This window comes from Streptomyces sp. NPDC057010, assembly GCF_042673805.1.
GTDB lineage: Bacteria > Actinomycetota > Actinomycetes > Streptomycetales > Streptomycetaceae > Streptomyces.
Window position 1 is genome coordinate 14,719 of the sequence record NZ_JBHUSC010000056.1, and the last position, 26,809, is coordinate 41,527.

The window sequence follows — 26,809 nt, forward strand, 5'->3', positions numbered from 1 at the left end:
GCGGGGGCCGCGGATGACGGACGGGCGCACGGTCGGCTCCGCGCGCGCCTTCGAGCTCCTCGAGCCCCTCGTCCAGGCCGCGACCGTACGCGTTCACGCCCCCTCCGCCGGGTATGAGAACTCCGGGACCGGACCCACCTGGGGCAGCGGTTTCTTCATCGCCCCCGGCTGGGTCCTGACGTGCGCGCACGTGGTCGGTGAAGGGGGTGCTGCGGTGCGTCTGACGGGGCGCGAGGTCGGCATCACCTTCTCCTCCGGGGGCAACGGCGGCACGGGCACCGTCTCCGGGCGCGTGGAATGCGTACTGCCCGAGCGGCTGGAGGAGCGGCGGCCCGGCCGGCAGGCCCTGTGGGACCTGCCCGACCTGGCGCTCATACGGGTCCTCGCCCCCGTCTCGCACGCCTGCGTCTGGCTGACCGACCGCTCCAGACCACGCTTCGACGAGGTTGCCTACTTCGGCTGCACCGAGGACCTCGGCACCCCCGAGATCACCGGCCGCACCACCCGGCTGCGCGGCACCGCCGGCAACGGCGCCGCCATCCGCCTCGGCGACGACGACGAGATCGAGCCCGGCATGTCCGGCGGCCCCGTCGTCGACCTGGCCCGCGGCGAGGTCGTCGGCGTGGTCAAGGCCCGGCGGCACACCGGCGGCGGCGGGCTCGCCGTGTCCGTCGTACAGCTGCGCACCCTGCCCATGGCCGCACGCGGGCAGATCGGGCTCTACCGCCGGGTCATGCAGGCCCACGACCGCCACCACTACGACCAGCACCTCAGCGACCTCAACAGCCGGCGGACCTGGACCGACGTGCACGGCGAACTGCCCGCGGACACCGACCCGCACGAGGGACGCGGCCGGCTCACCCCCGGCGAGCGCACCACCCTGTACGGCCTGCTCGCCGAACTGCCCCCGCCCGGCTCCTCCGAGGTCGTCCGCGCCCTGGTCGAGGCGGCCCGCGGCGAGGAGCCGGACCCCCACCCGCTCGCCCCGCTCAGCTGGCGCGACGGCCTCGGACTGCTCCACGACCCGCCGGGCGGCACCGGAGAGGCCGCCGCCATGCTCCGCTACGCCACGGACGTGAGCGTGTCCGACTACCGCGAACCACCCACCCCCGGCGCCGACGAGGAACTGTGGGACTGGGTACGGGCCACGGCCGAGCGGCTGTGGCGGCCGCTGCGCCGCGAGCTCGGCGAACGCCACGAGCGGGGCCTGGCCGAACGCGAACGCCGCCGGCGGGCCACGGCCGTACGGGCCGCGCGCAGCCCCGCCCGGCCGGCGGGCGCCCTGCCGAACGGGGCGTCCGTCCTCCTGGAGTTATGGCCCCACGGCTGGGAGGACGTCTACGACTGGGCGGTCTCCGTCCTGGCCGGCCCCGCCCACCCCGGCCGGCTGACCCCCGTGGACTCGGGCGTACGGGTCCCCCCGCGCGCCCTGCGCGAAGCACTGCGCGCCCCCCTCGCCGAGGGCTTCCGGCGCTGCGACACCCACGAGGCGGCGGCCCTGCTCGAAGTGGCCGTCGACCCCGAGCTGTTCGGACTCGCGGTCGACGAATGGGTGCTGTCCGGCGGTGTCCCGCTGGGCGTGCAGCGGCCGGTGGTGCTGCGCCACGCCCGCGGCACCGCGGGCCCCGCCGCGGTCACCCGGTGGGCCCGCGTCCAGGCCGGGCCCCTGCTCGACGAACGCTCCGACTGCATCCGCGGCCGCCCCCGCAGCCCGGCGGCGGCCTGGCTCGCCGGCCTCCCCGACACCACCGTGCCGGTGCACTGCCGGGCCCCCGGGCACGAGCCGACGCGCGGAGCGCTGCACGCCGTACGGGACGCCGGATTCGGGGTGGTGGTGTGCAGGCGGCCCCCGGCCGACCCGGGCGAGTCGTGCGCGCCCTTCCACCGGGGGCTGCGCGAGGAACTGGCCGAGGCCGGCCGGGGGGAGGCGCTGCCCCTGCGGTTCCAGGCCCTGCGGGGGCGGGCGTACGGGGCGGACCCGGACGCGTACTGGGCGGCGGGGATCTCGCTCGTCTGGGACGACCCCGCACGGGCCCTGCCCGAGGACGAGCCGCTGCAGGGGGACCTGTGACCGGCAGGAGGGAGCAGCAACCGTGAACGACGAATGGCTCATCTACCGCGGCGTCGGCGAACCCCACGACGGGATCGACGCCCTGCCCGACCCGCCGCCGTGGCGCGACTTCGACGGCGAACCGGTGGGGGAGGGGGGCGGCCCGGCCGCGGCCGCCGGCCCGGCCGACGGCAACATCGCCCGGCGCCTGGGCGCGCACCGGCAGGCCGCGGAACTGCACCGGCCCGAGCCCGAGGAACTGGAGGCCATCAACGCCGCGCTCTACCTGAGGCGGCCGCTGCTGGTGACCGGCTTCCCGGGGACGGGCAAGTCCACCCTCGCGCACGCCGTCGCCCACGAGCTGAAACTGGGACGGGTGCTGCGCTGGCCGGTGGTGTCGCGGACCGTCCTCCAGGACGGGCTGTACCGCTACGACGCCCTGGCCCGGCTCCAGGACGTGCAGCTCGCGGCGAACGGCGGCGCGCGCGCCGGGGCCGGCGGCGCAGTGCCCGGCATCGGGAAGTACATCCGGCTCGGGCCGCTCGGCACCGCCCTGCTGCCCACCGGGCGCCCCCGCGTGCTGCTCGTCGACGAACTCGACAAGAGCGACATCGACCTGCCCAACGACCTGCTGAACGTGCTGGAGGAAGGCGAGTTCGCCCTCCCCGAGCTGGAGCGGGTCGCCGACACCGAACCCGAGGTACAGGTCCTCACCGACGACGGCACCAAGGTGACCGTCCGGGGCGGCCGGGTCCGCTGCCGGGCCTTCCCCTTCATCATCCTGACCAGCAACGGCGAACGGGACTTCCCCGCCGCCCTGCTGCGGCGCTGCATCCAGCTCAAACTCGGCCAGCCCGGCGAGAAACGGCTCGCCACCATGGTCCGCGCCCACCTCGGCGAGGAGGCCGCCCAGCTCGGCGCCGACCTGATACGGGAGTTCCTCAGCCGCTCCCAGTCCGAGCTGGTCGCCGCCGACCAGCTGCTCAACGCCGTCTACCTCACCCACTACGCCGCCCCGCCCACCCGGGAGGACCTCGCGGACCTGCTCATCCAGCGCCTCGACCGCCCGAGGTGACGGACCGTGCCACCACGAGCCGAACCGCCTGACCTGCCGCCCGAACCGCCGCCCGGCATCCGGGAACTGGCCGCGCTGCTGCGCCGCGCCGGGCTCGACCCGTCCGCCGAGGAGCTCGCCGACGCCCTGTGGCTGGCCGGACGGATCCGCCCGCCCGGGCCCGCCGAGCCGGGAACAAGGCAGCCGGCCGCCCCGCAGCCGGAGCCCGAGGACCCGCCCGACCCGCCCGCGCACCCCGTACGGCCGCAGGCGGAGCCCGAGGACCCGGTCAGGCTGCACGTCCCCGGAGCGCGCCGCCCCGGCGACGCGGAGGCCGACCCGCCCGGGGAGCACCCCGCGGAGCGCGCGGTGCCCGTACGGGTCCCCGGGGCGGCCGCGCTGCCCCGCATCCTGGAGATCCAGCGGGCCCTGCGCGCCCTCCAGCGGCACCGGCCGCCCGGCCCGCCCACGCGCACGGTCCTCGACGAGGAGGCCACCGCCGAGGCCAGCGCCCGGGCCCTCGGCCCGGTCATCCCCGTGCTCCGGCCGGAGAGCCGGCGCGAGGCGACCGTACGGCTCGTGATGGACGCCTCGCCGTCGATGGCGGTGTGGCAGGACATGTTCGAGGAACTGCGGTCCGTGTGCGAGCGGCTGGGCGCCTTCCGGGACGTCCAGGTGCACTACCTGCACCGGCTCGCCGACGGCACCGCCGCGCTCGGCCGCAGCCCCGCCCCCGGCCCCGGACTGCGCTCCGGCGACCAGCTGCGCGACCCCACCGGCCGGGCGCTGACCATGGTCGTCTCCGACTGCGCCGGACCGCTGTGGCGCGAGGGCACCGCCCAGCGGCTGCTGCACCGGTGGGCCGAGTGCACCCCGTGCGTGGTCGTCCAGCCGCTGCCGCAGCGGCTGTGGGGCCGCAGCTGGCTGCCGACCGAGCGGGGCACGCTCTCCCGTGCCGAGGACGGCATCGGCGGAAGCGGGGTGAAGCTGAAGTTCCGCTCGGACCGGCCGCCGCTGCCCGGACGCCTCACCGGCGGGCTGACCGTCCCGGTACTGCCGCCCAACGCCACCGCGCTCGGGGCCTGGGCCCGGCTCGTCGCCGGGCTCGGCACCGGGCCCGTACCGGCCGAGGTGGGCCGGGTCCTGGCCGCCCACCCGGCCGCGCCGCCGCCCCCGCCGCGCGCCGTACGGCCGCCGCGCGAACTGGTGGCCCGCTTCCGCTCCTCGGCCGCGCCCCGGGCCGTACAGCTCGCGGTGTACCTGTCGGCCGCCCCGCTGACCCTGCCCGTGATGCGGCTCGTGCAGCGCACGATGCTCCCGGACTCCGAACCCTCGGACCTGGCGGAGGTGCTGCTCGGCGGACTGCTGCGGCGCAGCGCCGAAGTGCCCGGCCAGTGGTACGAGTTCGTACCCGGCGTGCAGGACGTCCTGCTCGGGCCGCTCGGGCGGGACGAGGCCGCGCTGGTCCTCAAACACTGCTCCGAATACGTACTGGCCCACTTCGGCCGGGGCGTACGCAACTTCCCGGCACTCGCCGTCTCGCAGCTCACCGGCACGCCCCCGGCGGCGGCCGGCCCCGGGCCCGGCGACCCCGAACGGGCCCCCGCCGGGCGGCTCCCGCAGGCCTTCGCGCAGGTCTCGGCCAAGGTCGTACGGCGCTACCTGCCCGGCATGCCCGACGACGAGGGCCCGGCCGTACGGGAACCCGCGCCCCCGGTACCCGGCCGGGCCGGCGCCGTCCAGGCCGCCCGGGACCGCCTCGCGGACGGCGAGGGCGACGGCGACGCACGGGCCCTGTACGAGGCCGTCGCGGTGCTCCGCCGGGCCGTGGCCGCCCCCGCCGGCCCCGGCGACCCGCCGGAGGAGGCCGAGACCGAGCTGGCGGGCGCGCTGCTGCGGCTGTGGGCGGAGCAGCACGACCCCGAGCTCCTCGCCGAGGCCGAGCGGGCCCTCACCGGCCTGGTGACGGCGCCCGCGCGGGCCGTGCGCGGCCGGGTGTACCACGAGCGGGCCCTGGTCGCCGAGCCCGACGCGGAGCTGCTCGCCGCCGCGGACCGGGAGTTCGCCGCGGCCGGCGCCGCCGCCTCGGAGGGCGCCGGCGCCGACCCGGCGCTGCGGCGGGACTGCGCCGTGCGGCGGGCCGAGACCCTGATCCGGCTGAGCGCGCTGCACGACGACCCCGGCCCGCTGCGCGAGGCACGCGCCGCCCTGGAGCCCCTGGCCGGCCCCGTCGACGGGACGGCGCCCCACCCCGAGCCCGGGCGGGCGCTCGGCCGTGTCCTGCTGGCCCTGCTCACCCTCATGCCGCACACCGCCGACCCGGCCGAGCGCACCGCCCTGGCCGAACAGGCCGCGGCCCGCCTCGCCCTGGACCCCGCCGCCGGACGCGGGGCGCGCGCCCGCGCGCGGGTGGAACTGGCCGGAGCCCTGCGCCACCTGCCCGGGCGGCTGGAGGAGGCCGCCGCCCAGCTGGAGGAGGCCCTCGCCGAGGCCGGCGGGGACCCCGAGCTGCGGGTGGCCGCGCTGGTGTGCCTGGCGCGGGTGCACCGCGCGCGGTACGGGCGGGACGCCGACCCGGCCGCCCTGGAGGACGCCGCCGAGGCCTACGGGCGGGCCCGGCGGCTGATCCCCCGGGACGGGGAGGCCTTCGGGGAGCTGCTGCCCGAGTGGGGCGACGTACTCCTGGACCGGGCGCGGGCCGCCGGCGGGCGGCGGTTCACCGGAGCCGCCGTACGCGTCCTGCGCGAGAGCCGGGCCGCGGTGCCGCAGTCCGACCCCGGGTCGGCGCACCGGCTGCTGCGGCTGGCCACCGGGCTCCGGCTGCGGCACACCTACGAGGGGGACCCGGTGGACCTCCGGGAGGCGGAGCACCTGCTGGAACTGGCCGTCCGGCACAGCCGGGACCCGCTGGAGCGGGCCCGTGCCTGGCGGGACCACGGCGACGTACAGCAGGAGATCCACGGCCACACCCGGGCCGCCGACCGCCTCGACCGGGCGGCGGACTCCTACCGGCGGGCCTGGCGCGCCGCCCTGGAGGCAGACCGGGAAGAACGGCGGGACACCGCCGTCGAACTGGCGGCCCGCGTACAGGAACTGCGCGGGGAGGTGCTGGAACGGCTGGCCCGGCCCCGGGCCGCCCTGGACGCGTACCGCTCGGCGCTGGACCTGTGGGCACGGCTCGGCGAACGTCCCGGCGAACGGCTCCGCGAACGGCCCGGCGAGCGGGCCGAAGCGCTCCGGGCGCGGGTCCGGGCCCTGGAAGCGGGCCTCTGACGGCGGCGCCGGTCTTGTTTCCGCGCACCGGCCGGAGGGAAAGGGCAGTGGACCATCGAACTCGCGAAGCAACAGGGGGACGGGCAGCCCATGGTGACGAAACATCAGGAAGTGGCGGCGGAGGCCCCCGCGTGCCCCGGGCGGCTCCCGGACCTCTCCGGACTCGACCTGGCGGCACTGCGCGGGATCGACCATCCCGTGCTCGCCCAGGTGATCGAGAACATGGTGGAGCGGGTCACACACCCCGCCGAGATCCTCAACGCCTTCGACTCGGGCGTCGCTTGATCCGGCCGGGGCTGCCGGTCCAGCCGGCCGGGCGCCGTGCCCGACCCCGCCCGGTCCGGCGGGAGTTGACCACTTTCCGCCGTTAGTCGGGACCATCCGAAGGGCAGGGATGGACCGTCCGCAGGGGGAGGGTGGAGGTGGAGCGATGAGGCACACGCACACGAGCGACGCCGTGCTGCCCGCGCACCGGCCGGGCCCGCCGCAGTCCGTCCAGGACCGGCACGCCCGTCACGCCCCCTGGCCCTACACCCGCCTCGACGTCCCCGCCCTGCGCGCCGCCGGACACCGGCCCCACCCGATACGCCAGTTCGTGCTCAAGACCCGCAGCCGCTGCAACCTCGCCTGCACCTACTGCTACGTCTACGAAATGGCCGACCAGGGCTGGCGCGACCAGCCCGCCGTCATGGCCCCGGCCACCGCGGCCCGCGCCGCCGAGCGGATCGCCGAACACGCCGCCGCCCACGGCCTGCCCCGCGTCGACCTCGTCCTGCACGGCGGGGAACCCCTGCTCACCGCCCCCGCCCGGCTCGCCGAACCCGTCGACGCCGTACGGGCCGCCGTGGCCGCCGCCGCCCCGCGCACCCGGGTCACCGCCACCGTCCAGACCAACGGCACCCTCCTCACCCGGGGCCGCCTCGCCGCGCTCGCCGCCGCCGGGATACGCGTCGGCGTCAGCCTCGACGGCGGCCTGCCCGCGCACAACACCCGCCGCGTCGACCACGCCGGACGCCCCGGATTCGGCGCCGCCGCCCGCGGCCTGCGGCTCCTGGCCCGGCACCCGGACAGCTACGCCGGGGTCCTGTGCGTCATCGACCTCGACCAGGACCCCGTGGAGACGTACGAGTCCCTGCTCGCCTTCGCCCCGCCCAGCGTCGGCCTGCTGCTCCCGCTCGCCAACTGGAGCGCCCCGCCGCCCGGCCACCGGCCCGGCGCCACCCCGTACGCCGACTGGCTGCTCGCCGTCTTCGAACGCTGGTGGCACGACGGGGAGCGGCGCACCCGCATCCGGACCTTCGAGGAGATCATCGCCCTGCTGCTCGGACTGCCCGCCGCCACCGAGACCCTCGGTCTCGCACCCGCCGCCACCGCCGTCATCGAGACCGACGGCTCCATCGAACAGGCCGACTCGCTCAAATCCGCCTACGAGGGCGCCGCCGCCACCGGCATGACCCTCGCCACCCACAGCTTCGACCAGCTCCTCGACCACCCCGGGCTCGCCGCCCGCCAGCTCGGACGGGACGCCCTGGCCGCCGGATGCCGGGCCTGCGAGCTGGTGGAGGTGTGCGGCGGCGGCCACTACCCCCACCGCTACCGCGCCGACGAGGGCTTCCACCGCCCGTCCGTGTACTGCACCGACCTCCAGCTCCTGATCCGCCACATCGCCACGGCCCTCGCCACCGCGACACGACGGCCCGGCACCACCCCCGCCCGCCCCGCCGTCGCCACCCCGGCGGTCGCCTCGTGACCGCCGTCGCCCTCGCCGCCTTCAGCGTCGACCCCGCCACCCTGCGCGCCCTCGCCTCCACCGAGCCCTCCGCCGACGGAACCCGCCTGGTGCGCGCCGTACGCCGCTCCAAGCGCCTCGTCCTGCTGCGCGCCGTCCTCGACGCCGCCCCCGGCGGCCGGGCCGGCGAGACCGCCGACCACTGGGCCCTGCTGGAAGCGGCGGAACGGCACGACCCCGGCGCCGTGCACGACGTACTGCACTACCCCGCCACCGGCGTGTGGGCCGAGGAAACCCTGCGCCGGCTGCACGCCCCCTACGGCCCCCCGCCCGACCTCGGCCACCTCGGAGCCCTCGCCGTCGCCGCCGCCCTGCGCGCAGGCCTCGCCTTCACCCACACCCTGCGGCCCGTACACGGCCGGCTCGTCCTGCCCACCCTCGGACTGCTGCGCCCGCAGCGCCCCGGCCGGCTCACCGTCACCGAACGCTCCTGGGACCCCCAGGACCCCGCCACCCTGCCCCTGCACGCCCTCCCCGGCGGCGGGACCGCCCTCGACGACCTCGACCCCTACCGGGCCCCCGGCCCCGCCCACCCGGCACCCGTACGCCCCGCCCGCCGCCTCACCCCCAAGGGCCACAAGCGCTGGGACACCCAGTGGACCGGCGCCCTCACCCTGCTCCAGCGCTACGACACCGCCCGCGCGGAGGAAACCGTCCAACTGCTGCGCTCCGTCGTGCCCCTCGCCGGAGGCTCCCGCTCCAGCGGCGCCACCCTGCCCGCGGCCGCCGGCTCCGTCCTGGCCCGCGCCCAGGCCCCGCCCGCGCTCGCCGCCACCCTCGTCCACGAGGTCCAGCACGGCAAGCTCACCGCCCTCGCCGACGTCCTGACCCTGCACACCGCCGACCGCACCCCCCGCCACTGGGCCCCCTGGCGCGGCGACCCCCGCCCGCTGGAAGGACTCCTGCACGGCGCCTACGCCCACCTGGCCCTCGCCGGGTACTGGCAGCGCGCCGCCCTCTACGGGGCCCGCGGCGCCTGGGCCCAGCACGCCCGGATCCGCGCCCAGGTGGCGGCCGTCCTGCCCGTCCTGCGCTCGCACGAGCGACTCACCCCGGCCGGCCGCGAGTTCACCGCCGCCATGAGCGCCGCCGAACGCGCCATGGACGACCTCCCGCCCCCCGGCGACCAGCACGCCACCGCCCGCCGGGCCGTCGACCGCGAGCGCCGCGCCTGGTGCGAGGAACACCCCGAACTCGCGCCGTTCACAGCGGTCTGACGGGGCGTCCGCTGCGGTACCTTTCAAACCCGTCCACCGCCCGGATTCAGGGAGACGGCCGAATGACCACCGGTAGTCGGCAGGACCGCGACGGCGCCGCCCACCCGCAGCGCTTCGTCATCAGCTTCGCGGGGTTCAACCGCCCCTGGGCCGTGTGGATCGCCCACCGCCTGGAAGAGCACGGCCACCGCGTGGCCCTCCAGCGCTGGGGCCCGCAGAACAGCCCCGGCATCGGCGAGGCCCTCGACGACCTCGCCCGCTCCGGCAGCCGGGTCCTGCTGATCCTCAGCGAACGCTACTTCTCCGCCGGCACCCACACCGACGAGGAGTGGAACACCGCCCTGCGCACGGTCACCGACCGCCACCCCGACCGGTTCGCCGCCGTCTGCCTCACCGACGCCCCGCTGCCCAGCGCCGTCGCCGTACTGGAGAAGACCGACCTGTGGGGGCTCGACGCCTACGAGGCGGAGTACCGCGTGCTGCGCCGCCTGGAGCTGCCCACCGACCGCATCGGCACCGACTCCGGCCGCCGCGGCCCCCGCTTCCCCAACGACCCGCCCGAGATCTGGGGCCGCGTCCCGCGCCGCAACCCCCGCTTCACCGGCCGCAACGACGTCATCGGCACCCTGCGCGCCGCCCTGGCCGAAGCCCCGCCCGGCGCCTCCACCGTCACCCTGCTGGGGCTCTCGGGCGTCGGCAAGACCCAGGTCGCCACCGAGTACGCCTACCGCTTCGCCTCCGAGTACGACGTCGTGTGGTGGGTCCCCGCCGAGGACCGGCCCACCCTGCGCGAACGCCTCGCCGACCTGGCCCCCGCCCTCGGACTGCCGCGCGGCGCCGGCAGCTACGGCGAGCAGATCCGGGCCGTCCTCGAAGCGCTGCGGCGCGGAACCCCGTACAGCCGCTGGCTGATGGTCTTCGACGGCTGCGACAACCCCGACGACCTCACCGACCTGCTGCCCTCCGGCGCCGGCGACGTCATCATCACCTCCCGCAACCGCGAATGGGCCTCCCGGCACACCAACCTCGTCGAAGTCCCCCTCTACGCCCGGCCCGAGTCCGTCACCTTCATCCGCCGCCGCGCCCTGCGCCTCACCGCCGACGAGGCCGACCAGCTCGCCGAGGCCCTGGAGGACTACCCCCTCGCCCTCGACCAGACCGCCGGCTGGCTCGCCGACTCCCCGCTGACCGTCGGCGACTACCTGGCACTGCTCCAGCGCCGGCTGGACTCCCGCGAGGCCGTCACCGTCTCCGACGACTACCCGTTGCCCTTCCCGACCGCCCTGGCCATACTCCTCAACAACGTCCGGGAGAACTTCCCCGACGCCCTCGCCCTGCTGCGGCTGTTCGTCTTCTTCGCACCCGGACCCGTGCCCCTGCGGCTGCTGCGCGAATTCCCCGCCGACGACGTGCCCGAACAGCTCGCCGGGCTCATCAACGACCAGATCCGGTGGAACGCCGCCCTCAACAAGCTCGTCCAGTTCTCCGTCGTCCGCCTGGAGTACTCCGACCTCCCCGTGGAGGAGGGCGGCGGCGGACTGGAGACCGTACAGCTGCACCGCATGGTCCACGGCATCGTCCGCGAGAACCTCTCCGAGGACGAGGCCGAACCCCTCGCCCGCGCCGTCCGCCAGGTGCTCGCCGCCGCCGACCCCGGCCGGCCCTCCGACTCCCGGCTCTGGCCCCGGTACGCCGAACTCATCCCGCACCTCACCCCCTCCGGGGTGCTGGCCAGCGGCAACCCGCGGATCCAGACCTTCCTGCTGCACTGCCTGCGCTACCTGATCCTCGCCGGGGAGTACCGCACCTGCCTGCGGCTCAGCGAGGAAACCGACCTGGCCTGGCGCGCAATGCTCGGCGAGGACCACCCCAAACTGCGCGAGCTCAGCTACCAGTACGGCAGCGCCCTGCGCAACCTCGGGATCTTCCGCCGCGCCGAGACCCTGACGAAGGCCGTCGCCGACCAGATCGTCCACGAGCGCGGCGAACGCGACCTGGAGAGCCTGCGCGCCACCAGCGCCTACGGCGGGGTCCTGCTGTGCATCGCCAAGTTCGAGCCCGCCCGCGAGATCTTCGAGCACTGCCTCGCCACGTACCGCGAACTCCTCGGCGAGGACGACTCCACCACCCTCGGCGCCCAGAACAACCTGGCCGCCACCTACCGCCTCCTCGGCCGCTACCAGGACTCCTACGACCTCGACCTGGACACCCTGCGCCGCCGCGAACGCGTCCTGCGCGCCCAGCACATCTCCACCCTCTCCTCGGGCATCGCCTGCGCGATGGGCCTGCGGCTCATGGGCCGCTACCGGGAGGCGCAGACCCGCCAGGAACAGGGCGTCAAGCTCAACACCCAGGTGCTGGGCCCCAGCCACCCGCAGACCCTGCGCGCCGAGCACAACCTCGGCCTGTGCCTGCGCCGCTCCGGGGACATCCCGGGCGCGGGGCAGCGGCTGCGGAGCGTGTGGGAGCGGGCCACCCGCGTGCTGGGGGTCGACTACCCGTGGACCCTGATGGTGGCCTCCGACTACGCCACCTACCTCAGGGAGTACGGGGACATCGGCGAGGCCCGCCGGATCTCCGAGGACGTGGTCCGCGGCTACCAGTCCCAGCTCGGCCTCGCCCACCCGTACAGCATCGGCACGGTCGGCAACCTCGCCCTCGTGCTGCGCGCCCAGGGAGAGCGGGCGGAGGCGCTGAACCTGGCCGAACAGGCCCTGGTCGGCATGCGGGGCGCCCTCGGCGACCGCCACCCGTGGACGCTGGGCTGCGCCCTGAACGCCACCGGGCACCGGAACATCACGGGCCGCCTGGAGGACGCGCTGGACCTGAGCCGGGAGACCCTGCGCACCTGCGAGCAGGTGCTGGGTCCGGACCACCCGATGACCCTGAGCGCCCAGATCGCCCTGGCGGCGGACCTCCGCTCGGTACGGGAGGACGTGGAGGCGGGCAAACACGAGGACGCGGGCATCAGGTCCCTGACCCGCACCCTGGGCCCCCAGCACGTCCACACGGTCTCGGCGAAACAACAGACGAGGCCGTACTGGGACTTCGAGCCGCAGCCGTAGGGGGCTTACGGGGGTTTCGGCGGGGGCAGGTTGGTCTGGGTGGCGGGCATTCACGCTCGGTCGGGGCCTTCACCCCCCTCTCACCACCGCTGCGGGGCGGTGGTTGCCCACCCGCCCCCCTCGGTAGCGAGACCGCGACGCGGGCACAAGGCGAGCGGGGTCGGTCCCATCGGCATTTCGCTCAGGGAAGTCGACCTGCTGGTCTGCGGCTGGGGGGTTCGGGGGCCGCGCACTCGGGGGCAGGGAGGTTTGGGGGTTTCCCGTCAGTCTCATCGTCCTTCCGGGGCGGGCCGGCCTGTCAAGGGCGCTCCTTCGTCGCGTCGCTTCGCGATGGCCTGCGGCCACCCTTGACAGACCGGCCCGCCCCGGAAAAACGAAGACTGCCGGGAAGCCCCCAAAAGAACGGGCCGGGTCAGAGACATGTGCACGGGCCCGCCAGGGATGTGCGGGCCCGCCCCGTGGGCGCCGGCCAAGCCCTACCACCCAGCCCGGGCGGCGCCGGGGGCCCGGGCACCAAGCCCATCGGGGGCGCATCGGCATCGGATCCCGGGTCGGGGCGGCTCTACCCGCACCAAACAGCGGCGAGGGCCTCATCGGCAGCGGGCGACGCGTCAGATCGCTACGCGCTCCTCGTTGACGGCGTCCGGCGGCCGTCCGGGGCTGGGCCGCGTCCGATCGCTACGCGCTCCTCAATGACGGCGTCCGGCGGCCGTCCGGGGCTGGGCCGCGTCAGATCGCTACGCGCTCATCGATGACGGCGTCCGGCGGCCGTCTGGGCTGGGCACAAGCCGCCCGAGATCGTTACAAGCGACCCCACGACGGCGACAGCGGGTAGTTGTGCCCATCTGGCATCAGGCTCCGCCGGGGCGTATTCGGCTTGCCAGGCCGGGTACGCCCGCCGAGCACGCCCTGCGCTTGGGGGTCAGGAGCCGATGAGGCGGCTGGTGAAGCCATCGCGGATGAGGGATTCGTACGCGTCACGCACGTCCTCGGGGACGTCCTGGGCAATGGCGAACCCGAGCTTCGGATACTCGATCACGCGTTGGAGGTCGCCGACGAGCATGTCCAGGACGAGCTTCTCGTCGCCGATGCTCTTGAGGTAGTCGTCCAGCTCCAGCGGCTCGGACGCGCACCGCACCTCAACCTCGGGCCACAGTTTGCGGGCGGTCGCGAAGGAGCGCCTCTCCATGTAGGGCTTGGAGACCAGCAGAACGCTTTTCGGTGTGATGCCGCTCGCGGTCAGCAGGTCACGGGTGAGGGTGATGTTCTGGCCGGTGTTGGCGGCGTTGGGTTCGACGAGGATCGCGTCGTCGGGGACGCCGAGTTCGAGGGCGTGCTCGCGGAAGTGGACGGCTTCCCCGCGGGGAAACCGAGCCTGGGTGGTGGGGCTGTTCCCGCCGGTGAACACGAGTACCGGAAACAGGCCGGCCCTGTAGAGGTCGGCGGAGGTCGCGGCGACGCCGAGGTCGTGGCTGCCCAATCCGATCGCGACATCCACGGGCGCTACATCGTGCCCCATTTGGTGGTAGTCCCAGATCACCTTGGCCCGCTGCCACTGATCGCCGGTGATCGCCTGTTGGGTGTCTGTCACGCGTTTCTCTCCCTGGTCACCGCCGCCGGGGGGCGGACGCCCCCTCGTTCATGGCCCTGATGCCCTCGATACTGGCCAGCTGGTGGCTGAGGCCGAACTGCCCGGCCAGTCTTGCGGCTTTGTCGAGGATGGTCAGCCCATCATCGCGGGTGGCCGGATCGGATAGCAGGATGTGGCCGTGGGCGGTTTCCAGGCGGACCCTCTGCATCGGGGCGTCCGTGGCGGCTGTCCTGCGGGCGATGCCGATGAAGTGCAGGGCTTTGGCTAAATCTCCGGCCCCTCGGTGGGCGAGGGCGAGCTTCTGGTGTGCGACCGACCAGTCCTCGGGCTCGGCGAGAGCCTCGAACTCCCGGGTCGCGGCAAGCATGACGCGAGAGGCGTAGCTGTGGTTTCCGTCCTTGCTGAGGGCCGTGCCCACCCACAGCCGGGCCCGGGCCCGGTCACGGGGGGAGAGCCGGTCGTCGACGGCCAGGGACTCGTACTGCTGGGCAGCGATCTCCAGCTTCCCCGACATCTCCGCGACGACCGCGAGGGACAGGTCGAGTTGGGCGACGCGGCGGGGGATGCCCAACTGGCCGAACAACGACTTCGCTGACGCATAGGAGTGCTGGGCCGACAGGGGGCCGAGCACGGCCCCCTGGTCGCGCTGGAGATCGCCCAGCAGGGCGGTGGAGCGGGCGAACAGGTAAAGCCCCTTGTCGTCGAGGCCACCTCTCGGGTTGAACTGGCCGCGCCAGCGGCGGATCAGGCTGTCGGCGAAGGCGAAGTCCTGCCGGGAGAGGGCGACCGCGGCCCGGTCGAGATCGTCGATCCACGACTCGTACTCCCAGGCCAACGGCCCTCTGGTCGTGATCTGGCTGCCTCCCGAGGGGGTGTTCCGGCCGAGTTCGGACAGGAACGTCTCGAAGCGGAGATGTGCGGCGGCATCCGCGCGGGCCAGAGCGGTATCCAAGATTGCCTGGGTGTCCTGGCGGGGCTCGGTCGCTGCCAGGAGCTTCTCCCACTTGGAGATCGTCCGAATGCCGACGCCGAGGTGGCCTGCGAACGATCGGACGCTCATCCGCAGCGCACGGCGCAGGGCGCGGGCCTCTAGGCCAGTCCAGTGGTGCACGCTCGCCACACGTCGCTCCCTTCCTGTCGCCATCGAAGCACGGCCGGGACGCGCGGGGGGACACAAGTGCAACGGAAGTACAACAGGCGGACATTTCCGGAGCATTGAAAGAGGCCCAGGCTGAGTGGTGACCAGCCGACGGACCATCTGGAGGGACACGGGTATGGAACCCAAGACCACATCTCAAGGGGGCGTCAGGAATCTCCCCGAGCCTCCCGACGGCCCCTTGCCCATCTCGTTGGCCAGGTCCGGGCTCAGCCAGGCACTCCTCGACCGGGCTCTGGTCGGTTGGGAGCGTTTCGTCTCCTCCCTCCGGGAGCCGTCCGATGGCTGAGCAGTACGAGTACGTCCCTCACCGCCTGCTGCGCCATCGTGTACGCGATATCGCGTCCGGGGTCGAGGGCGAGCTGATGGCCGTGGTCAACGAGGATGTGTCTGACTCCGTTCACGAACACTGGATGAAGCTTGCCTACATCCGAGCCGCGTCCGGCCGCGAGTTCACCACCTCAGTCGGCAACGTCCAGCCGGCCCACCACCCTCCGTCCCTCGCGAACACGTAGCCCCAGCTGAGCCCCCGAGTAGCCGGAAGGCCCGGCTCCCTGTTGGGGGGTCGGGCCTTCCGGGCTTGCTGGTGTCGCCGAGTGCGGGTTACGCCTCGAAGACCTCGTTCAGGAGGAGCTGCTGCTCCGCCTGGTGGCGCTTGGCCGAGCCGACCGCCGGGGACGAGCCGTGCGGGCGGGAGATGCGGCGCAGGCGCTCGCCGGCCGGGACGTCCGCGCCGACCGCCAGGTCGAGGTGGTCGATCAGGTTCAGGGCGATGAACGGCCACGCACCCTGGTTCGCCGGCTCCTCCTGGGCCCAGATGTACTTCGCCGCGTTCGGGAACTTGGCGATCTCCGCCTGGAGCTCCGCACCCGGGAGCGGGTAGAGGCGCTCGATGCGGATGATGGCGGTGTCCGTGATGCCGCGCTTCTCGCGCTCGGCCTCCAGGTCGTAGTAGACCTTGCCCGCGCAGAACACGACCTTGCGGACCGCGTTCGGGTCCACCGTCGAGTCGCCGATGACCGGGCGGAACGCGCCGTTCGTGAACTCCTCCGCCTTCGACGCCGCCGCCTTCAGGCGCAGCATCGACTTCGGGGTGAAGACGATGAGCGGCTTGTGGTGCGGGTTGTGGACCTGCCACCGGAGGAGGTGGAAGTAGTTGGAGGGGAGGGTGGGCATGGCCACCGTCATGTTGTTCTGCGCGCACAGCTGGAGGAAGCGCTCCGGGCGGGCGGACGAGTGGTCCGGGCCCTGGCCCTCGTAGCCGTGCGGGAGGAGCAGGGTGACGCCGGAGGTCTGGCCCCACTTCTGCTCCGCCGAGGAGATGAACTCGTCGACGACGGTCTGGGCGCCGTTGACGAAGTCACCGAACTGGGCCTCCCAGAGGACCAGCGCGTCCGGGCGGGCCAGCGAGTAGCCGTACTCGAAGCCCATGGCCGCGTACTCGGAGAGCAGCGAGTCGTAGACGTTGTAGCGGGCCTGGTCGTCCGAGAGGTACAGCAGCGGGGTGTAGTCCTCGCCCGTCTCCCGGTCGATGAGGACGGCGTGGCGCTGGCCGAACGTGCCGCGGCGGGAGTCCTGGCCGGACAGCCGGACCGGGGTGCCCTCCATCAGCAGCGAGCCGAAGGCGAGGGTCTCGCCCATGCCCCAGTCGATGGTGCCCTCGTCGATCATCGCCGCGCGGCGCTGCAGCTGCGGCAGCAGGCGCGGGTGGACGGTGACGCCCTCGGGGATGTTGACCTGGGACTCGGCGATGCGCTTGACGACGTCCTGGGAGATCGCGGTGTTCACCGCGACCGGGAAGTCGGCCTGCGCGGCCGGGGCGACCGGCGGGGTGAGCGCGGGCTGCGTGGCGGCCTCGCGGACCTCCGCGAAGACCTTCTCCAGCTGGCCCTGGAAGTCCTGGAGCGCCTGCTCCGCCTCTTCGAGGGTGATGTCGCCGCGACCGATGAGGGACTCGGTGTACAGCTTGCGCACCGAGCGCTTCTTGTCGATCAGGTCGTACATCAGCGGCTGCGTGAAGGCCGGGTTGTCGGACTCGTTGTGGCCGCGGCGGCGGTAGCAGATGAGGTCGATGACCACGTCCTTGTTGAACGCCTGGCGGAACTCGAAGGCCAGACGCGCGACACGGACGACCGCTTCCGGGTCGTCGCCGTTCACGTGGAAGATCGGCGCCTCGATCATGCGGGCGACGTCGGTCGCGTACATGGAGGAGCGGGAGGATTCCGGCGCCGCCGTGAAGCCGACCTGGTTGTTGATGACCACGTGCACGGTGCCGCCGGTGCGGTAGCCGCGCAGCTGCGACATGTTCAGCGTCTCGGCGACGACGCCCTGGCCGGCGAAGGCCGCGTCGCCGTGGAGCGCGAGGGGCAGGACGGTGAAGTCCGTGCCGCCCTTGTTGATGACGTCCTGCTTGGCGCGGGCGACACCCTCCAGGACCGGGTCCACGGCCTCCAGGTGGGAGGGGTTCGCGACGAGCGAGACCTTGATCTGCTCGCCGTCGAGGCCCGTGAAGGTGCCCTCGGCGCCCAGGTGGTACTTGACGTCGCCGGAGCCGTGCATGGACTTCGGGTCGAGGTTGCCCTCGAACTCGCGGAAGATCTGCGCGTACGACTTGCCGACGATGTTCGCGAGGACGTTCAGGCGGCCGCGGTGGGCCATGCCGATGACGACCTCTTCGAGGCGGGCCTCGGCGGCCGAGTCGATGACGGCGTCGAGCAGCGGGATGACGGACTCGCCGCCCTCCAGGGAGAAGCGCTTCTGGCCGACGTACTTCGTCTGCAGGAACGTCTCGAAGGCCTCGGCCGCGTTCAGGCGGCGCAGGATGCGCAGCTGCTCCTCGCGCTCCGGCTTGGTGTGCGGGCGCTCGATGCGGTCCTGGATCCAGCGGCGCTGCTTCGGGTCCTGGATGTGCATGAACTCGACGCCGGTGGTGCGGCAGTACGAGTCGCGCAGCACGCCGAGGATGTCGCGCAGCTTCATCATCGACTTGCCGGAGAAGCCGCCGACCGCGAACTCGCGCTCCAGGTCCCACAGGGTGAGGCCGTGCTCGGTGATGTCGAGGTCGGGGTGCTTGCGCTGCTTGTACTCCAGCGGGTCGGTGTCGGCCATGACGTGGCCGCGGACCCGGTAGGAGTGGATCAGCTCGAAGACGCGGGCGGCCTTCGTGACGTCGTCGTCGTGTGAGGCGTCGATGTCGCGGTTCCAGCGGACCGGCTCGTACGGGATGCGCAGCGACTCGAAGACGGAGTCGTAGAAGCCGTCCTCGCCGAGGAGCAGGTTCGAGACGATGCGCAGGAACTCGCCGGAGGCCGCGCCCTGGATGACCCGGTGGTCGTAGGTCGAGGTCAGGGTCATGACCTTGGAGATGCCCAGCTTGTTCAGGGTGTCCTGCGAGGTGCCCTGGAACTCGGCGGGGTAGTCCATGGAGCCGACGCCCATGATGACCGACTGTCCGGGCATCAGGCGGGGCACGGAGTGGACGGTGCCCAGGCCGCCGGGGTTGGTCAGCGAGACGGTGACGCCGGTGAAGTCGTCCATCGTCAGCTTGCCGACGCGGGCGCGGCGGACGATGTCCTCGTACGCCTGCCAGAACTCGAAGAAGTTGAGGGTCTCGGCCTTCTTGATGCCGGCGACGACGAGCTGGCGGTCGCCGTTCGGCTTGACCAGGTCGATCGCGAGGCCGAAGTTCACGTGCTCCGGCTTGACCAGGGTCGGCTTGCCGTCCTTCTCCGCGAAGGAGTAGTTCATCGACGGCATGGCCTTGATGGCCTGCACCATCGCGTAGCCGATCAGGTGCGTGAAGGAGATCTTCCCGCCCCGGGCGCGCTTGAGGTGGTTGTTGATGACGATGCGGTTGTCGAACAGGAGCTTCACCGGGACGGCGCGGACGGACGTGGCCGTCGGCACATCGAGGGAGGCGTTCATGTTCTTCGCGACGGCAGCCGCCGGGCCGCGGAGCGTCACCAGCTCGGGGCCCGCGGGGGCCTCGGTGGCGGGCGCGGCCTTCTGCGGGGCTACGGAGGGGGAGGCGGGCGCGGCCGGTGCGGCGGCCGGGGCCTGGGAGGTGACAGTCACAGCAGGGGCACCAGAGGGGGTGGCAGGAGCAGGGGCAGGAGCTGACACAGGCGGAGAGGTCGGCGGCGCGGCGGCGGCGCGCGCCGCCCCCGTGGCGGCGGCGTCGGAGACCTGCGGTGCTGCGGTGACGGTGGCGGCGGCCTGTGCGGAGGCGCCGTCCGTCGTCGGCAGGGTCTTCTTGGGCTCATCCGCCTTCACCGGAGCGGGAGCGGCAGCGCCCCCCGGCTTGTAGTCGGCGAAGAAGTCCCACCAGGCCCGGTCGACCGAATTCGGGTCCTGGAGGTACTGCTGATAGATCTCGTCGACGAGCCACTCATTGGCTCCGAAGCCTGAGGCAGGGGTCTTCCCGCCCTCTGCTGCTTCGGTCGTGGTGCTCGGGTTACTGGGGGACTGTGGCGACACGGCGGCAACCGCCCTCTTCCGCTTCACAAGGTATGGACAGCGGGAATAAAGGCTACGCCTCCTGGGCCGCTGGATGCAGACCGGGCGGGACATCCGTCATGTAGGTCACACCGAACGGCGGGTTTCGCCGGTCTGAATGGCGGGAAACTAGCGTGGTTCGGGTAGGCGGCACCGTGGTTGCGGCCCCCATGGCTTCGCACCCCTGACGGACCCCGGGTACCTGTGGCCGAGATCATGTCCTTCCCACTCGAACCCTACGTCAACCCGACGCCTGCGAGCTGCCCGGAAGCGTGACGAGGATGCGGCAGCCCCGTGACGATTCGGCCACTCCGATCCGCCCTCCGTGCAGCTCCACGGCCCAGCGGGCGATCGCCAGGCCCAGGCCAGTGCCGCCGTCGCCGGCGCGCGCGCTGCCCCGGTTGAACCGCTCGAAGACCCGGTGCCGCTCCGCCTCCGGGATGCCGGGGCCCTCGTCCCGTACCTCCAGCGCCAGACTCCCGGGCGCGTCGCCGGAGCGGGCGCGGACCGTGACCCGGCCGTGCGGGGGGCTGTGCTTGACCGCGTTGTCGATCAGGTTGGCCACGACCTGGTGCAGGCGCTCCGCGTCCGCGTACGCCGCCAGCTCGGGCGGGAAGACGTCCAGGTGCAGGTGTACGTCGTTGCGGGTGTGCCCGCCCGAACCGGAGAGCAGCCCCGGCCGGCCGGCGGCCGCCAGTGCCGATTCCTTCAGCACGCCCGACAGGTACGGCCACACCTCGAAACGGCGGGCCTTCAGCGGGACCACCCCGTTGTCCACCCGGGACAGGTCCAGCAGGGTGTCCACGAGGCGGCCGAGGCGCTCCGTCTGCTTCAGCATCGTGCGCATGGTCTCCGGATCGGCGGCCGAGACCCCGTCGACCACGTTCTCCAGCACCGCCCGCAGCGCGGCGATGGGCGTGCGCAGCTCGTGCGAGACGTTGGCGACGAGCTCCTTGCGGTGCCGGTCCACCGCCTCCAGGTCGTCCGCCATCAGGTTGATCGTGGCGGCCAGGTCGCCCAGCTCGTCGCGGCGGCCCGCCCCGCGCACCCGGCGCGTGTAGTCCCCGTGCGAAATGGCCCGGGCCACCCGCGTCATCTCGTCCAGCGGCGAGGTCAGGCTGTGCGCCACGAACTGGGTGATCAGCATCGAGGCGATCACCGAGAAGACCGTGATGAACCGCAGCTCGGTGTCCGTGCGCAGCGCCACCAGCAGCAGACCGGTCGTGATGAAGACCGAGACCACCACCAGGGTGCCCAGCTTCGTCTTGATCGAGAACGGCGAGAAGGGCTGCAGGCCCACGGCGGGGCGCTGCCCCTCCAGGCGCCGCTGCACCTGCCGCTGCCGTTCCTGCTCGCGCTGCCTCGCCGACGGGCTGCTCACGCCTGGGCCGGGGTCTCCAGGGCGTACCCGACGCCGTGGACGGTACGGATCCGCTCCGCGCCGATCTTGCGCCGCAGCGCCTTGATGTGGCTGTCGACCGTACGGGTCCCCGACGCGTCGGCCCAGTCCCACACCTCGGCCAGCAGCTGCTCCCGCGAGAGCACCGCCCGCGGCGTCCCGGCCAGGCACACCAGCAGGTCGAACTCGGTCGGCGTCAGGTGCACGTCCTCGGACTGCACCCGGACCCGGCGCTGCGCGTGGTCGATCTCCAGATCGCCCAGCCGCAGTGTGGCCCCGCGCGGCGCGGTCGCGGCGAGCGTGGCCCGCTCCACGCGCCGCAGCAGCACGTGCACCCGCGCCGCCAGCTCGCGCATCGAGAACGGCTTCGTCATGTAGTCGTCCGCGCCGACCCCGAGCCCGACCAGCAGGTCCGTCTCGTCGTCCCGGGCGGTGAGCATCAGCACCGGCACCGGCCGCTGTGCCTGGACCCGGCGGCAGACCTCAAGGCCGTCGAAGCCCGGCAGCATCACGTCCAGGACCAGCAGCTCGGGCAGCCAGGTCTCGGCCGCGGCGACGGCGGCAGGCCCGTCCGAGGCCGTCTGCACCTGGAAGCCCTCGGCGCGCAGGCGTGCCGCGATGGCCTCGGCGATGGTGTGGTCGTCCTCGACGACGAGTACCCGCCGCTGGGCGCCGGGGGTCGCCGAGGTGTTGCTATGGGTGGTGTGCGTCTGTTCCATGTCCCGGTCCGCCCCTGAAGATCTGCGTGGTGGGGTGCAGCGTAGAGGAGGCACCGGCCTGCGGCTATGTCGGGTTCGGACAGGGTATTTGTGCAGAACGCCCTGGTAGAGCGGGGGATGTACCGGGTGCCGTACCCCCCACGGGAACGGCACCCGGCGAGGCGGGGCGGTCAGGCGCCTCGCGTTGTGCGGGCCCTACAAGGGCAGCCCGTGGGCGTGCGCGAAGACCGGGTCCTGCGTGTCGTTCGGCACATCCGGGCGGGAGGCGGCCACGGCCGCCATGGAGCGCGGGAGCTCGAAGGGGAGGCGGCCCTCGGGCACGGCGCGGCCGAAGGCCACGTCCAGCAGAGCGTCGTCCGAGGCGCCGTAGTCGGCGATCAGGGCCGCCGCGCGGTCGGCGATCTCCGGGATGACGGCCGCCCGCTCCAGGTTGATGCAGACCAGGGTCGGGACCCGGTCCAGGAGGGCCAGGATCTCGGCGAGTTCGGCCTCGGGGAACGCCAGCGAGCCCGAGTGGAAGAAGGATTCGAAGAGGTTCTCGCGCGGCTCGTACGGGGTCCGCAGGCGCAGGACGGCCAGGTCGGCGGCGTCCGGGTCGGCCACGACCTCGCCGTACGCGGCGGCGACGGCCTCGTCCACGTTGCGCACGTACAGCTTCGGGCCCCGCTCCGGCTCCGCGGTGAGCGGCAGCAGCTTCCCGGGGTTGGTGAGGACCGTGAGGGAGCGGCGCTGGGCGGCGGCGCCCAGGGCCGCGAAGTCGGCCCGGCCCACCGTCTCGGCCGCCTCGTCCGGGTCCACGTACGGGTTCTCGAACAGGCCGAGCCGGAACTTCTCGCGCAGCAGCCGGCGTACGGACCCGTCGATCCGGGACTCCGCGATCCGGCCGGAGCGGACGAGCTCCACGACGACCTCGGGGCACTGCTCGCCGCCGAACTGGTCGCAGCCGGCGTCCAGGGCGCGGGCGGCGCGCTCGGCGACGTCCAGGTGCTCCAGGCCCCAGGCGCGGGCGGGATGCGTCTGGCCGAAGATCGTCGCATCGTTGAGCAGTCCCCAGTCGGTGCACACGATGCCCTCGAAGCCGAGCTCCTCGCGGAGCAGGCCGGTGACCACGCCCTTGTTGAAGCCGAAGCCGACCTCCTCCCAGTCGGTGCCGATGGGCTGGCCGTAGTACGGCATCATCTGCGCGCAGCCCGCGGCGATGGCCGCCTTGAAGGGCTCCAGGTGGTGCTCGCGCATGCCGCCGGGGTAGATCTGCTCCTTGCCGTGGGCGAAGTGCGGGTCCTCGCCGTCCTTCTGCGGGCCGCCGCCGGGGAAGTGCTTGACCATGGCGGACACCGACTCAGGGCCGAGCTCCGGGCCCTGCAGGCCGCGTACGTAGGCCCGTACGAGCTCACCCGTCAGACGGGCGTCGGAGCCGAAGGTGCCGGTCTGGCGGGCCCAGCGGGGTTCGGTGGCCAGGTCGATCTGCGGGTGCAGGGCGACGCGGAAGCCGACGGCCAGGTACTCGCGGCGGACGGTGTCCGCGAACCGGTGCACCAGCTCGGGGTCGCCGATGGCGGCCAGGCCCAGGGCCTCGGGCCAGGCGGAGAAGGCGCCGGAGTTGAAGGAGGCGCCGACGTTGTCGGTGAAGGCGTGGCGCGGGTCGGTGGACAGGGTGACCGGGATGCCGAGGCGGGTGGCGGCGGCCATCTCCTGGACGGTGTTCTGCCACTGGGCCATCTCGCGGGCCCCGTAGGTGCCCAGGAGGTTGAAGTGGGTCAGGAAGCGGTCCTCGATCAGCTCGGGGGTGGTGAAGGGGAGCATCGAGCCGTCGGTTTCGGTGACCGGGGTGCCGTCCGGGTTCATCATCAGCATGGAGTGGAAGAGCTGGCCGGCCTTCTCCTCCAGCGTCATCCGGGAGAGCAGGTCCTCGACGCGCCGGTCCACGGGGAGCGAGGCGTCCTTGTAGGCGGGGATGGGGTTCATGGCCGTACTCCTCGGGGCGGTGGCGCGGACGCCCCACGGTAGACGCGAAAACCGTGTACCCACTAGGTTTTCAAAAAGTGACCTGGATCACTCACGAGGGAGGGGTGGAGCGGTCCGTCTAGGGTGGGCGGCATGGCACAGGACAAGGAGCGCACGGCCCCGGGGACCACCGGTCGGGGGGCCACCGGCCGGGGGACCTACGCGGTGGGCGACGCCCGGCGGCAGAAGATCCTCGACACCGCGGTCGAGCACTTCGCGCAGTGGGGCTTCCACGCCTCCTCGCTGGCCCGGATCGCGGCCGGCTGCGGGATCACCCAGGGCGGGCTGCTGCACCACTTCCGCAGCAAGGAGGACCTGCTGCTGTCGGTGCTCGCGCAGAGCGAGCAGCACGACGTGGACCGGCTGTTCAGCGAGCCGGCCCCGTCGGTCGCCGCGCATTTCGACACGGTCGTCGCCCTCGCCGCCGACAACGAGCGGCGGCCCGGCATCGTCCGGATGTTCAACACCCTGGTCGGCGAGTCCGGCAACCCCGGGCACCCCGCCCACGGCTACTTCCGGCAGCGCTACGCCCGCGTGCTCGGCTACACCGTCGACCTGCTGGAGGCGGGCGTGGCGCGCGGCGAGCTGCGGACCGGCACCGACTGCGAGGCCGTGGGCCGGGAGATCCTCGCGGTCATGGACGGCCTCCAGATCCAGTGGGTGCTGGACCCCGGGAACGTGGACATGCCGGCGCGGCTGCGGGCCTACCTGGACCGGCAGCTGCGGGAGATCGCGGCCCCCTAGCCGGCGCCCGGCCGGGGCCGGCCCCTGGCCGTCCTCAGCCGTTCGTGAACGAGGGCAGGGCGGACAGCACCTTGTCCAGGGCCGGGGACAGGGCGCCCTGGTCGGCGGCCACCTCGTACCCGCCGTGCACGAACGCGTAGAAGAAGCCGTCGTAGATCCGGGGGCTGCTCGTCGCCATGCGCGGCAGACGGGCGAAGTCCGCCTCGTCGAGGGCGGTGCGCAGGGCGTCGAGGTCCGCCCGCCCCAGCCTGCCGGAGCCCTCCTCCTTCGCCTTGCCGTCCAGCCTGGTCCACGACCCGTCGCCCTTGACGATGAGCGTGTGCGTCTCGCCGGCGAAGCCGCCGCTGCGGCTGGCCCGGACCAGGGTCTCCCCGGCGGCGGGGGGCTTGGAGGTGGCGGGTGGTGACGTCACGCCCGGAGGTGTCGTGGGCGTCGTCGTCGGCGTCGTCGTGGGCGCCGCGGTGCCCGGCGCGGTCGCGGCCGGCGAATCCCCCTCGCCCCCGGAACCGGAGCCGGACGGCCCGCAGCCGGTCACGACCACCGCACTCAGCACCGCCGCCGTGGCCACCGCCACCGGCACCGCCCGGAACGCTCGCACACCCACCTCCGCAGGTACTGGGCCCGAACCCCGAGTATGGAGTGCCGACACCCGATACGACAGCACCAGGAGGCCGCCATCCCCCGCTCCGCCCCCTGGCGCGTGCTGCCCCCGCTGCTCGTCGTCCTCCTCGGCCTCTGGGGCCTGGAGCGCGGCGGCAGCATGTGGCGCGACGAGTCCGTCACCTGGCAGGTCGCCCACCGGCCGCTCGGCGGGCTCTGGGAGCTGCTGGGCCAGGTGGACGCGGTGCACGGCCTGTACTACCTCCTCATGCACGGGGTCTTCCTGGCCTGGGACGGCGGACTGTGGGCCCTGCGCCTGCCCTCCGTCGCCGCGACCGCCCTCGCCGCCGCCGGGGTGGCCGCGATCGCCCACCGCCTCGCGGGGGAGCGGGCGGCTCTGCTCGCCGGATCGGCCTACGCCCTGCTGCCGCCCGTGCAGATGTACGCCCAGGAGGGGCGCTCGTACGCCCTGGTCGCCGCGGCCGTGGTCTGGGCGACGTACCTGATGCTGCGCGAGCGGTGGACCGCCTACGCGGTGGTCCTGCTGCTCGGCTGCTGGCTCCACGAGTTCGCCGTACTGGCCCTGCTCGCCCACGGCTTCACCGCCTGGCGCTCGCGCGGCTGGCGGATCGCCGCCGGGGCCGTCGCGGCCCTGCTGCTCCCGCTGGCCGTGGTCAGCGCCCGCCAGGCCGCGCAGCAGCTCGGCTGGCTCGGGCGGCCGGGCTGGCAGGACTGGGCGGCGTACGGGGTGCTCGCGGGCGCGGTGCTGCTGCTCGCGCGGGGCGCCGGGGACCGGGAGCTCGTACGGGTGGCCGTGCCGCTGGCGCTGCTGCCGCCCGGGCTGCTGATGGCGGTCTCGCTGCTGAACCCCTGGTACGTCGACCGGTACGTGCTCTACGCGCTGGCCGGGCTCGCCCTGCTCGCCGGGGCCCGGCTCGCGGCGGCCCGGGGGTGGTGGCCGTGGCTGCTGGTGGGCGTGCTGCTGGTGCCCGTCGCCTTCTGGTCGGTGTGGCTGCGTACGCCCGAGAGCCGCAAGGACGACGCCCTCGCCGTGGCCGCCGCCGTCCGGGAGCGGGCCCGGCCGGGGGACGCGGTGGTCTTCCTGCCGTCGCGGCGGCGCGAGTGGCTGCTGTCCTCGCCGCGGGTGTACGAGGGCCTGCGGGACGTGGCGCTGGACCGCACCCCGGCGGCCTCGCACAGCCTCCAGGGCACCGAACTGCCCTCGGCGGCGATCCGCGAGGCACTGATCGCCTCCCCGCGGGTCATCGCCCTGCTGGACCCGGCGGGGCAGCCGGTGGACCCGTACCCGCGGGAGGCGGTCAAGCGGCAGACCCTCGCCGCCTGGTTCGACCTGTGCTCGGTCACCGGGGTGCGCGGGGCGCGGGTTGCGGTGTACGCGCGGCCGGGGGCGTGTGGCTGACGGGGGTGGCCGGCCGGGCTGGGCCGCCAGGCCGGGGTCGGGGACGGGGTGGGGTGTCGTCCGGGACTAAAACGAGATGATTTCGGCGCAAGCTCCCGCCCGACAGAACAACCCCGGAAAGGGCGCCGAACATCGAAGCCCGTCCCGGACGACACCCCACCCCCGCCCCCCCCCCCGGCCCCCCCCCCCCCCCCCCCCCCCCCCGGGGGGGGGGGGGGGGGGGGCGGGCGCCCC

General features: G+C 73.8%; 17 protein-coding genes. 10 read left to right on the plus strand and 7 right to left on the minus strand.

All coding sequences use genetic code 11. From position 1 onward, the window contains the following. Positions 1-13: 13 nt before the first annotated feature. The 7 genes from ACFTXQ_RS31025 to fxsT all read left to right on the plus strand — a co-directional run bounded on the left by ACFTXQ_RS31025 (position 14) and on the right by fxsT (position 12,448). Entirely contained in the window at positions 14-2,071 is a 2,058-nt protein-coding gene (locus ACFTXQ_RS31025) for a trypsin-like peptidase domain-containing protein (RefSeq protein ID WP_382647167.1), read from the plus strand. A gap of 22 nt (positions 2,072-2,093) precedes the next feature. Continuing rightward, a complete protein-coding gene (locus tag ACFTXQ_RS31030; RefSeq protein ID WP_382647169.1) occupies positions 2,094-3,125 on the plus strand; it encodes an AAA family ATPase in 1,032 nt (343 codons plus the stop codon). A gap of 6 nt (positions 3,126-3,131) precedes the next feature. Then, positions 3,132-6,377: an SAV_2336 N-terminal domain-related protein gene (locus tag ACFTXQ_RS31035; protein ID WP_382647172.1), complete on the plus strand. Its 3,246-nt coding sequence runs from the start codon at positions 3,132-3,134 to the stop codon at positions 6,375-6,377. A gap of 90 nt (positions 6,378-6,467) precedes the next feature. Beyond that, on the plus strand, positions 6,468-6,662 hold the full coding sequence (gene fxsA / locus ACFTXQ_RS31040; RefSeq protein ID WP_382647176.1) for an FxSxx-COOH cyclophane-containing RiPP peptide: 195 nt from the start codon (positions 6,468-6,470) through the stop codon (positions 6,660-6,662). Positions 6,663-6,807: 145 nt separating this feature from the next. Further along, positions 6,808-8,127, plus strand: a complete 1,320-nt coding sequence (locus ACFTXQ_RS31045; RefSeq protein WP_382647179.1) for an FxsB family cyclophane-forming radical SAM/SPASM peptide maturase — start codon at positions 6,808-6,810, stop codon at positions 8,125-8,127. Beyond that, positions 8,124-9,383 (plus strand): HEXXH motif domain-containing protein, encoded by a 1,260-nt coding sequence (locus ACFTXQ_RS31050; RefSeq protein WP_382647182.1) that lies wholly within the window; start codon positions 8,124-8,126, stop codon positions 9,381-9,383. The genes ACFTXQ_RS31045 and ACFTXQ_RS31050 overlap by 4 nt, the downstream gene beginning before the upstream one ends. A 62-nt stretch (positions 9,384-9,445) precedes the next feature. Then, positions 9,446-12,448: an FxSxx-COOH system tetratricopeptide repeat protein gene (gene fxsT / locus ACFTXQ_RS31055; RefSeq protein WP_382647185.1), complete on the plus strand. Its 3,003-nt coding sequence runs from the start codon at positions 9,446-9,448 to the stop codon at positions 12,446-12,448. Positions 12,449-13,370: 922 nt separating this feature from the next. Here the strand turns inward: fxsT and ACFTXQ_RS31060 are convergent. After that, positions 13,371-14,039 carry a YdcF family protein gene (locus ACFTXQ_RS31060; protein ID WP_382647188.1) on the minus strand — a complete coding sequence of 223 codons (669 nt, stop codon included), beginning with the start codon at positions 14,037-14,039 and terminating at the stop codon, positions 13,371-13,373. 16 nt (positions 14,040-14,055) lie between these two features. Continuing rightward, entirely contained in the window at positions 14,056-15,159 is a 1,104-nt protein-coding gene (locus tag ACFTXQ_RS31065; protein WP_382647191.1) for a helix-turn-helix domain-containing protein, read from the minus strand. A 317-nt stretch (positions 15,160-15,476) separates the two neighbouring features. Between ACFTXQ_RS31065 and ACFTXQ_RS31070 the strand changes: the two genes are divergently transcribed. Next, positions 15,477-15,710 carry a hypothetical protein gene (locus tag ACFTXQ_RS31070; protein ID WP_382647194.1) on the plus strand — a complete coding sequence of 78 codons (234 nt, stop codon included), beginning with the start codon at positions 15,477-15,479 and terminating at the stop codon, positions 15,708-15,710. Between the two features lie 88 nt (positions 15,711-15,798). Here ACFTXQ_RS31070 and ACFTXQ_RS31075 read toward each other — a convergent pair whose 3' ends face one another. The 4 genes from ACFTXQ_RS31075 to ACFTXQ_RS31090 all read right to left on the minus strand — a co-directional run bounded on the left by ACFTXQ_RS31075 (position 15,799) and on the right by ACFTXQ_RS31090 (position 23,772). Continuing rightward, entirely contained in the window at positions 15,799-19,671 is a 3,873-nt protein-coding gene (locus ACFTXQ_RS31075) for a multifunctional oxoglutarate decarboxylase/oxoglutarate dehydrogenase thiamine pyrophosphate-binding subunit/dihydrolipoyllysine-residue succinyltransferase subunit (RefSeq protein WP_382647197.1), read from the minus strand. A 259-nt stretch (positions 19,672-19,930) separates the two neighbouring features. Then, entirely contained in the window at positions 19,931-21,010 is a 1,080-nt protein-coding gene (locus ACFTXQ_RS31080; RefSeq protein WP_382647218.1) for an ATP-binding protein, read from the minus strand. A gap of 56 nt (positions 21,011-21,066) precedes the next feature. Continuing rightward, the gene (locus tag ACFTXQ_RS31085; RefSeq protein ID WP_382647200.1) at positions 21,067-21,807 is read right to left on the minus strand and encodes a response regulator transcription factor; all 741 of its coding nucleotides are present in this window, start codon (positions 21,805-21,807) and stop codon (positions 21,067-21,069) included. 195 nt (positions 21,808-22,002) lie between these two features. Further along, positions 22,003-23,772: a glycoside hydrolase family 3 protein gene (locus tag ACFTXQ_RS31090; protein WP_382647203.1), complete on the minus strand. Its 1,770-nt coding sequence runs from the start codon at positions 23,770-23,772 to the stop codon at positions 22,003-22,005. Positions 23,773-23,904: 132 nt separating this feature from the next. Between ACFTXQ_RS31090 and ACFTXQ_RS31095 the strand changes: the two genes are divergently transcribed. Next, complete coding sequence (locus ACFTXQ_RS31095; RefSeq protein ID WP_382647206.1) at positions 23,905-24,555, plus strand: TetR/AcrR family transcriptional regulator; 651 nt, start codon at positions 23,905-23,907, stop codon at positions 24,553-24,555. 34 nt (positions 24,556-24,589) lie between these two features. Here the strand turns inward: ACFTXQ_RS31095 and ACFTXQ_RS31100 are convergent, their stop codons facing one another. Next, on the minus strand, positions 24,590-25,153 hold the full coding sequence (locus tag ACFTXQ_RS31100; RefSeq protein WP_382647209.1) for a hypothetical protein: 564 nt from the start codon (positions 25,151-25,153) through the stop codon (positions 24,590-24,592). Between the two features lie 36 nt (positions 25,154-25,189). On the opposite strand from ACFTXQ_RS31100, the gene ACFTXQ_RS31105 reads away from it, so the two are divergent. Further along, on the plus strand, positions 25,190-26,575 hold the full coding sequence (locus tag ACFTXQ_RS31105; RefSeq protein WP_382647212.1) for a hypothetical protein: 1,386 nt from the start codon (positions 25,190-25,192) through the stop codon (positions 26,573-26,575). The last annotated feature ends 234 nt before the right edge of the window (positions 26,576-26,809 follow it).

Excerpts from the sequence above, each read along its gene's own strand:
- ACFTXQ_RS31025 (WP_382647167.1), top strand. The coding sequence starts at position 14 with ATGACGGACGGGCGCACGGTCGGCTCCGCGCGCGCCTTCGAGCTCCTC.
- fxsA (WP_382647176.1), top strand. The coding sequence starts at position 6,468 with ATGGTGACGAAACATCAGGAAGTGGCGGCGGAGGCCCCCGCGTGCCCC.
- ACFTXQ_RS31045 (WP_382647179.1), top strand. The coding sequence starts at position 6,808 with ATGAGGCACACGCACACGAGCGACGCCGTGCTGCCCGCGCACCGGCCG.
- fxsT (WP_382647185.1), top strand. The coding sequence starts at position 9,446 with ATGACCACCGGTAGTCGGCAGGACCGCGACGGCGCCGCCCACCCGCAG.
- ACFTXQ_RS31070 (WP_382647194.1), top strand. The coding sequence starts at position 15,477 with ATGGCTGAGCAGTACGAGTACGTCCCTCACCGCCTGCTGCGCCATCGT.
- ACFTXQ_RS31085 (WP_382647200.1), bottom strand. The coding sequence starts at position 21,807 with ATGGAACAGACGCACACCACCCATAGCAACACCTCGGCGACCCCCGGC.
- ACFTXQ_RS31090 (WP_382647203.1), bottom strand. The coding sequence starts at position 23,772 with ATGAACCCCATCCCCGCCTACAAGGACGCCTCGCTCCCCGTGGACCGG.
- ACFTXQ_RS31095 (WP_382647206.1), top strand. The coding sequence starts at position 23,905 with ATGGCACAGGACAAGGAGCGCACGGCCCCGGGGACCACCGGTCGGGGG.
- ACFTXQ_RS31105 (WP_382647212.1), top strand. The coding sequence starts at position 25,190 with ATGGAGTGCCGACACCCGATACGACAGCACCAGGAGGCCGCCATCCCC.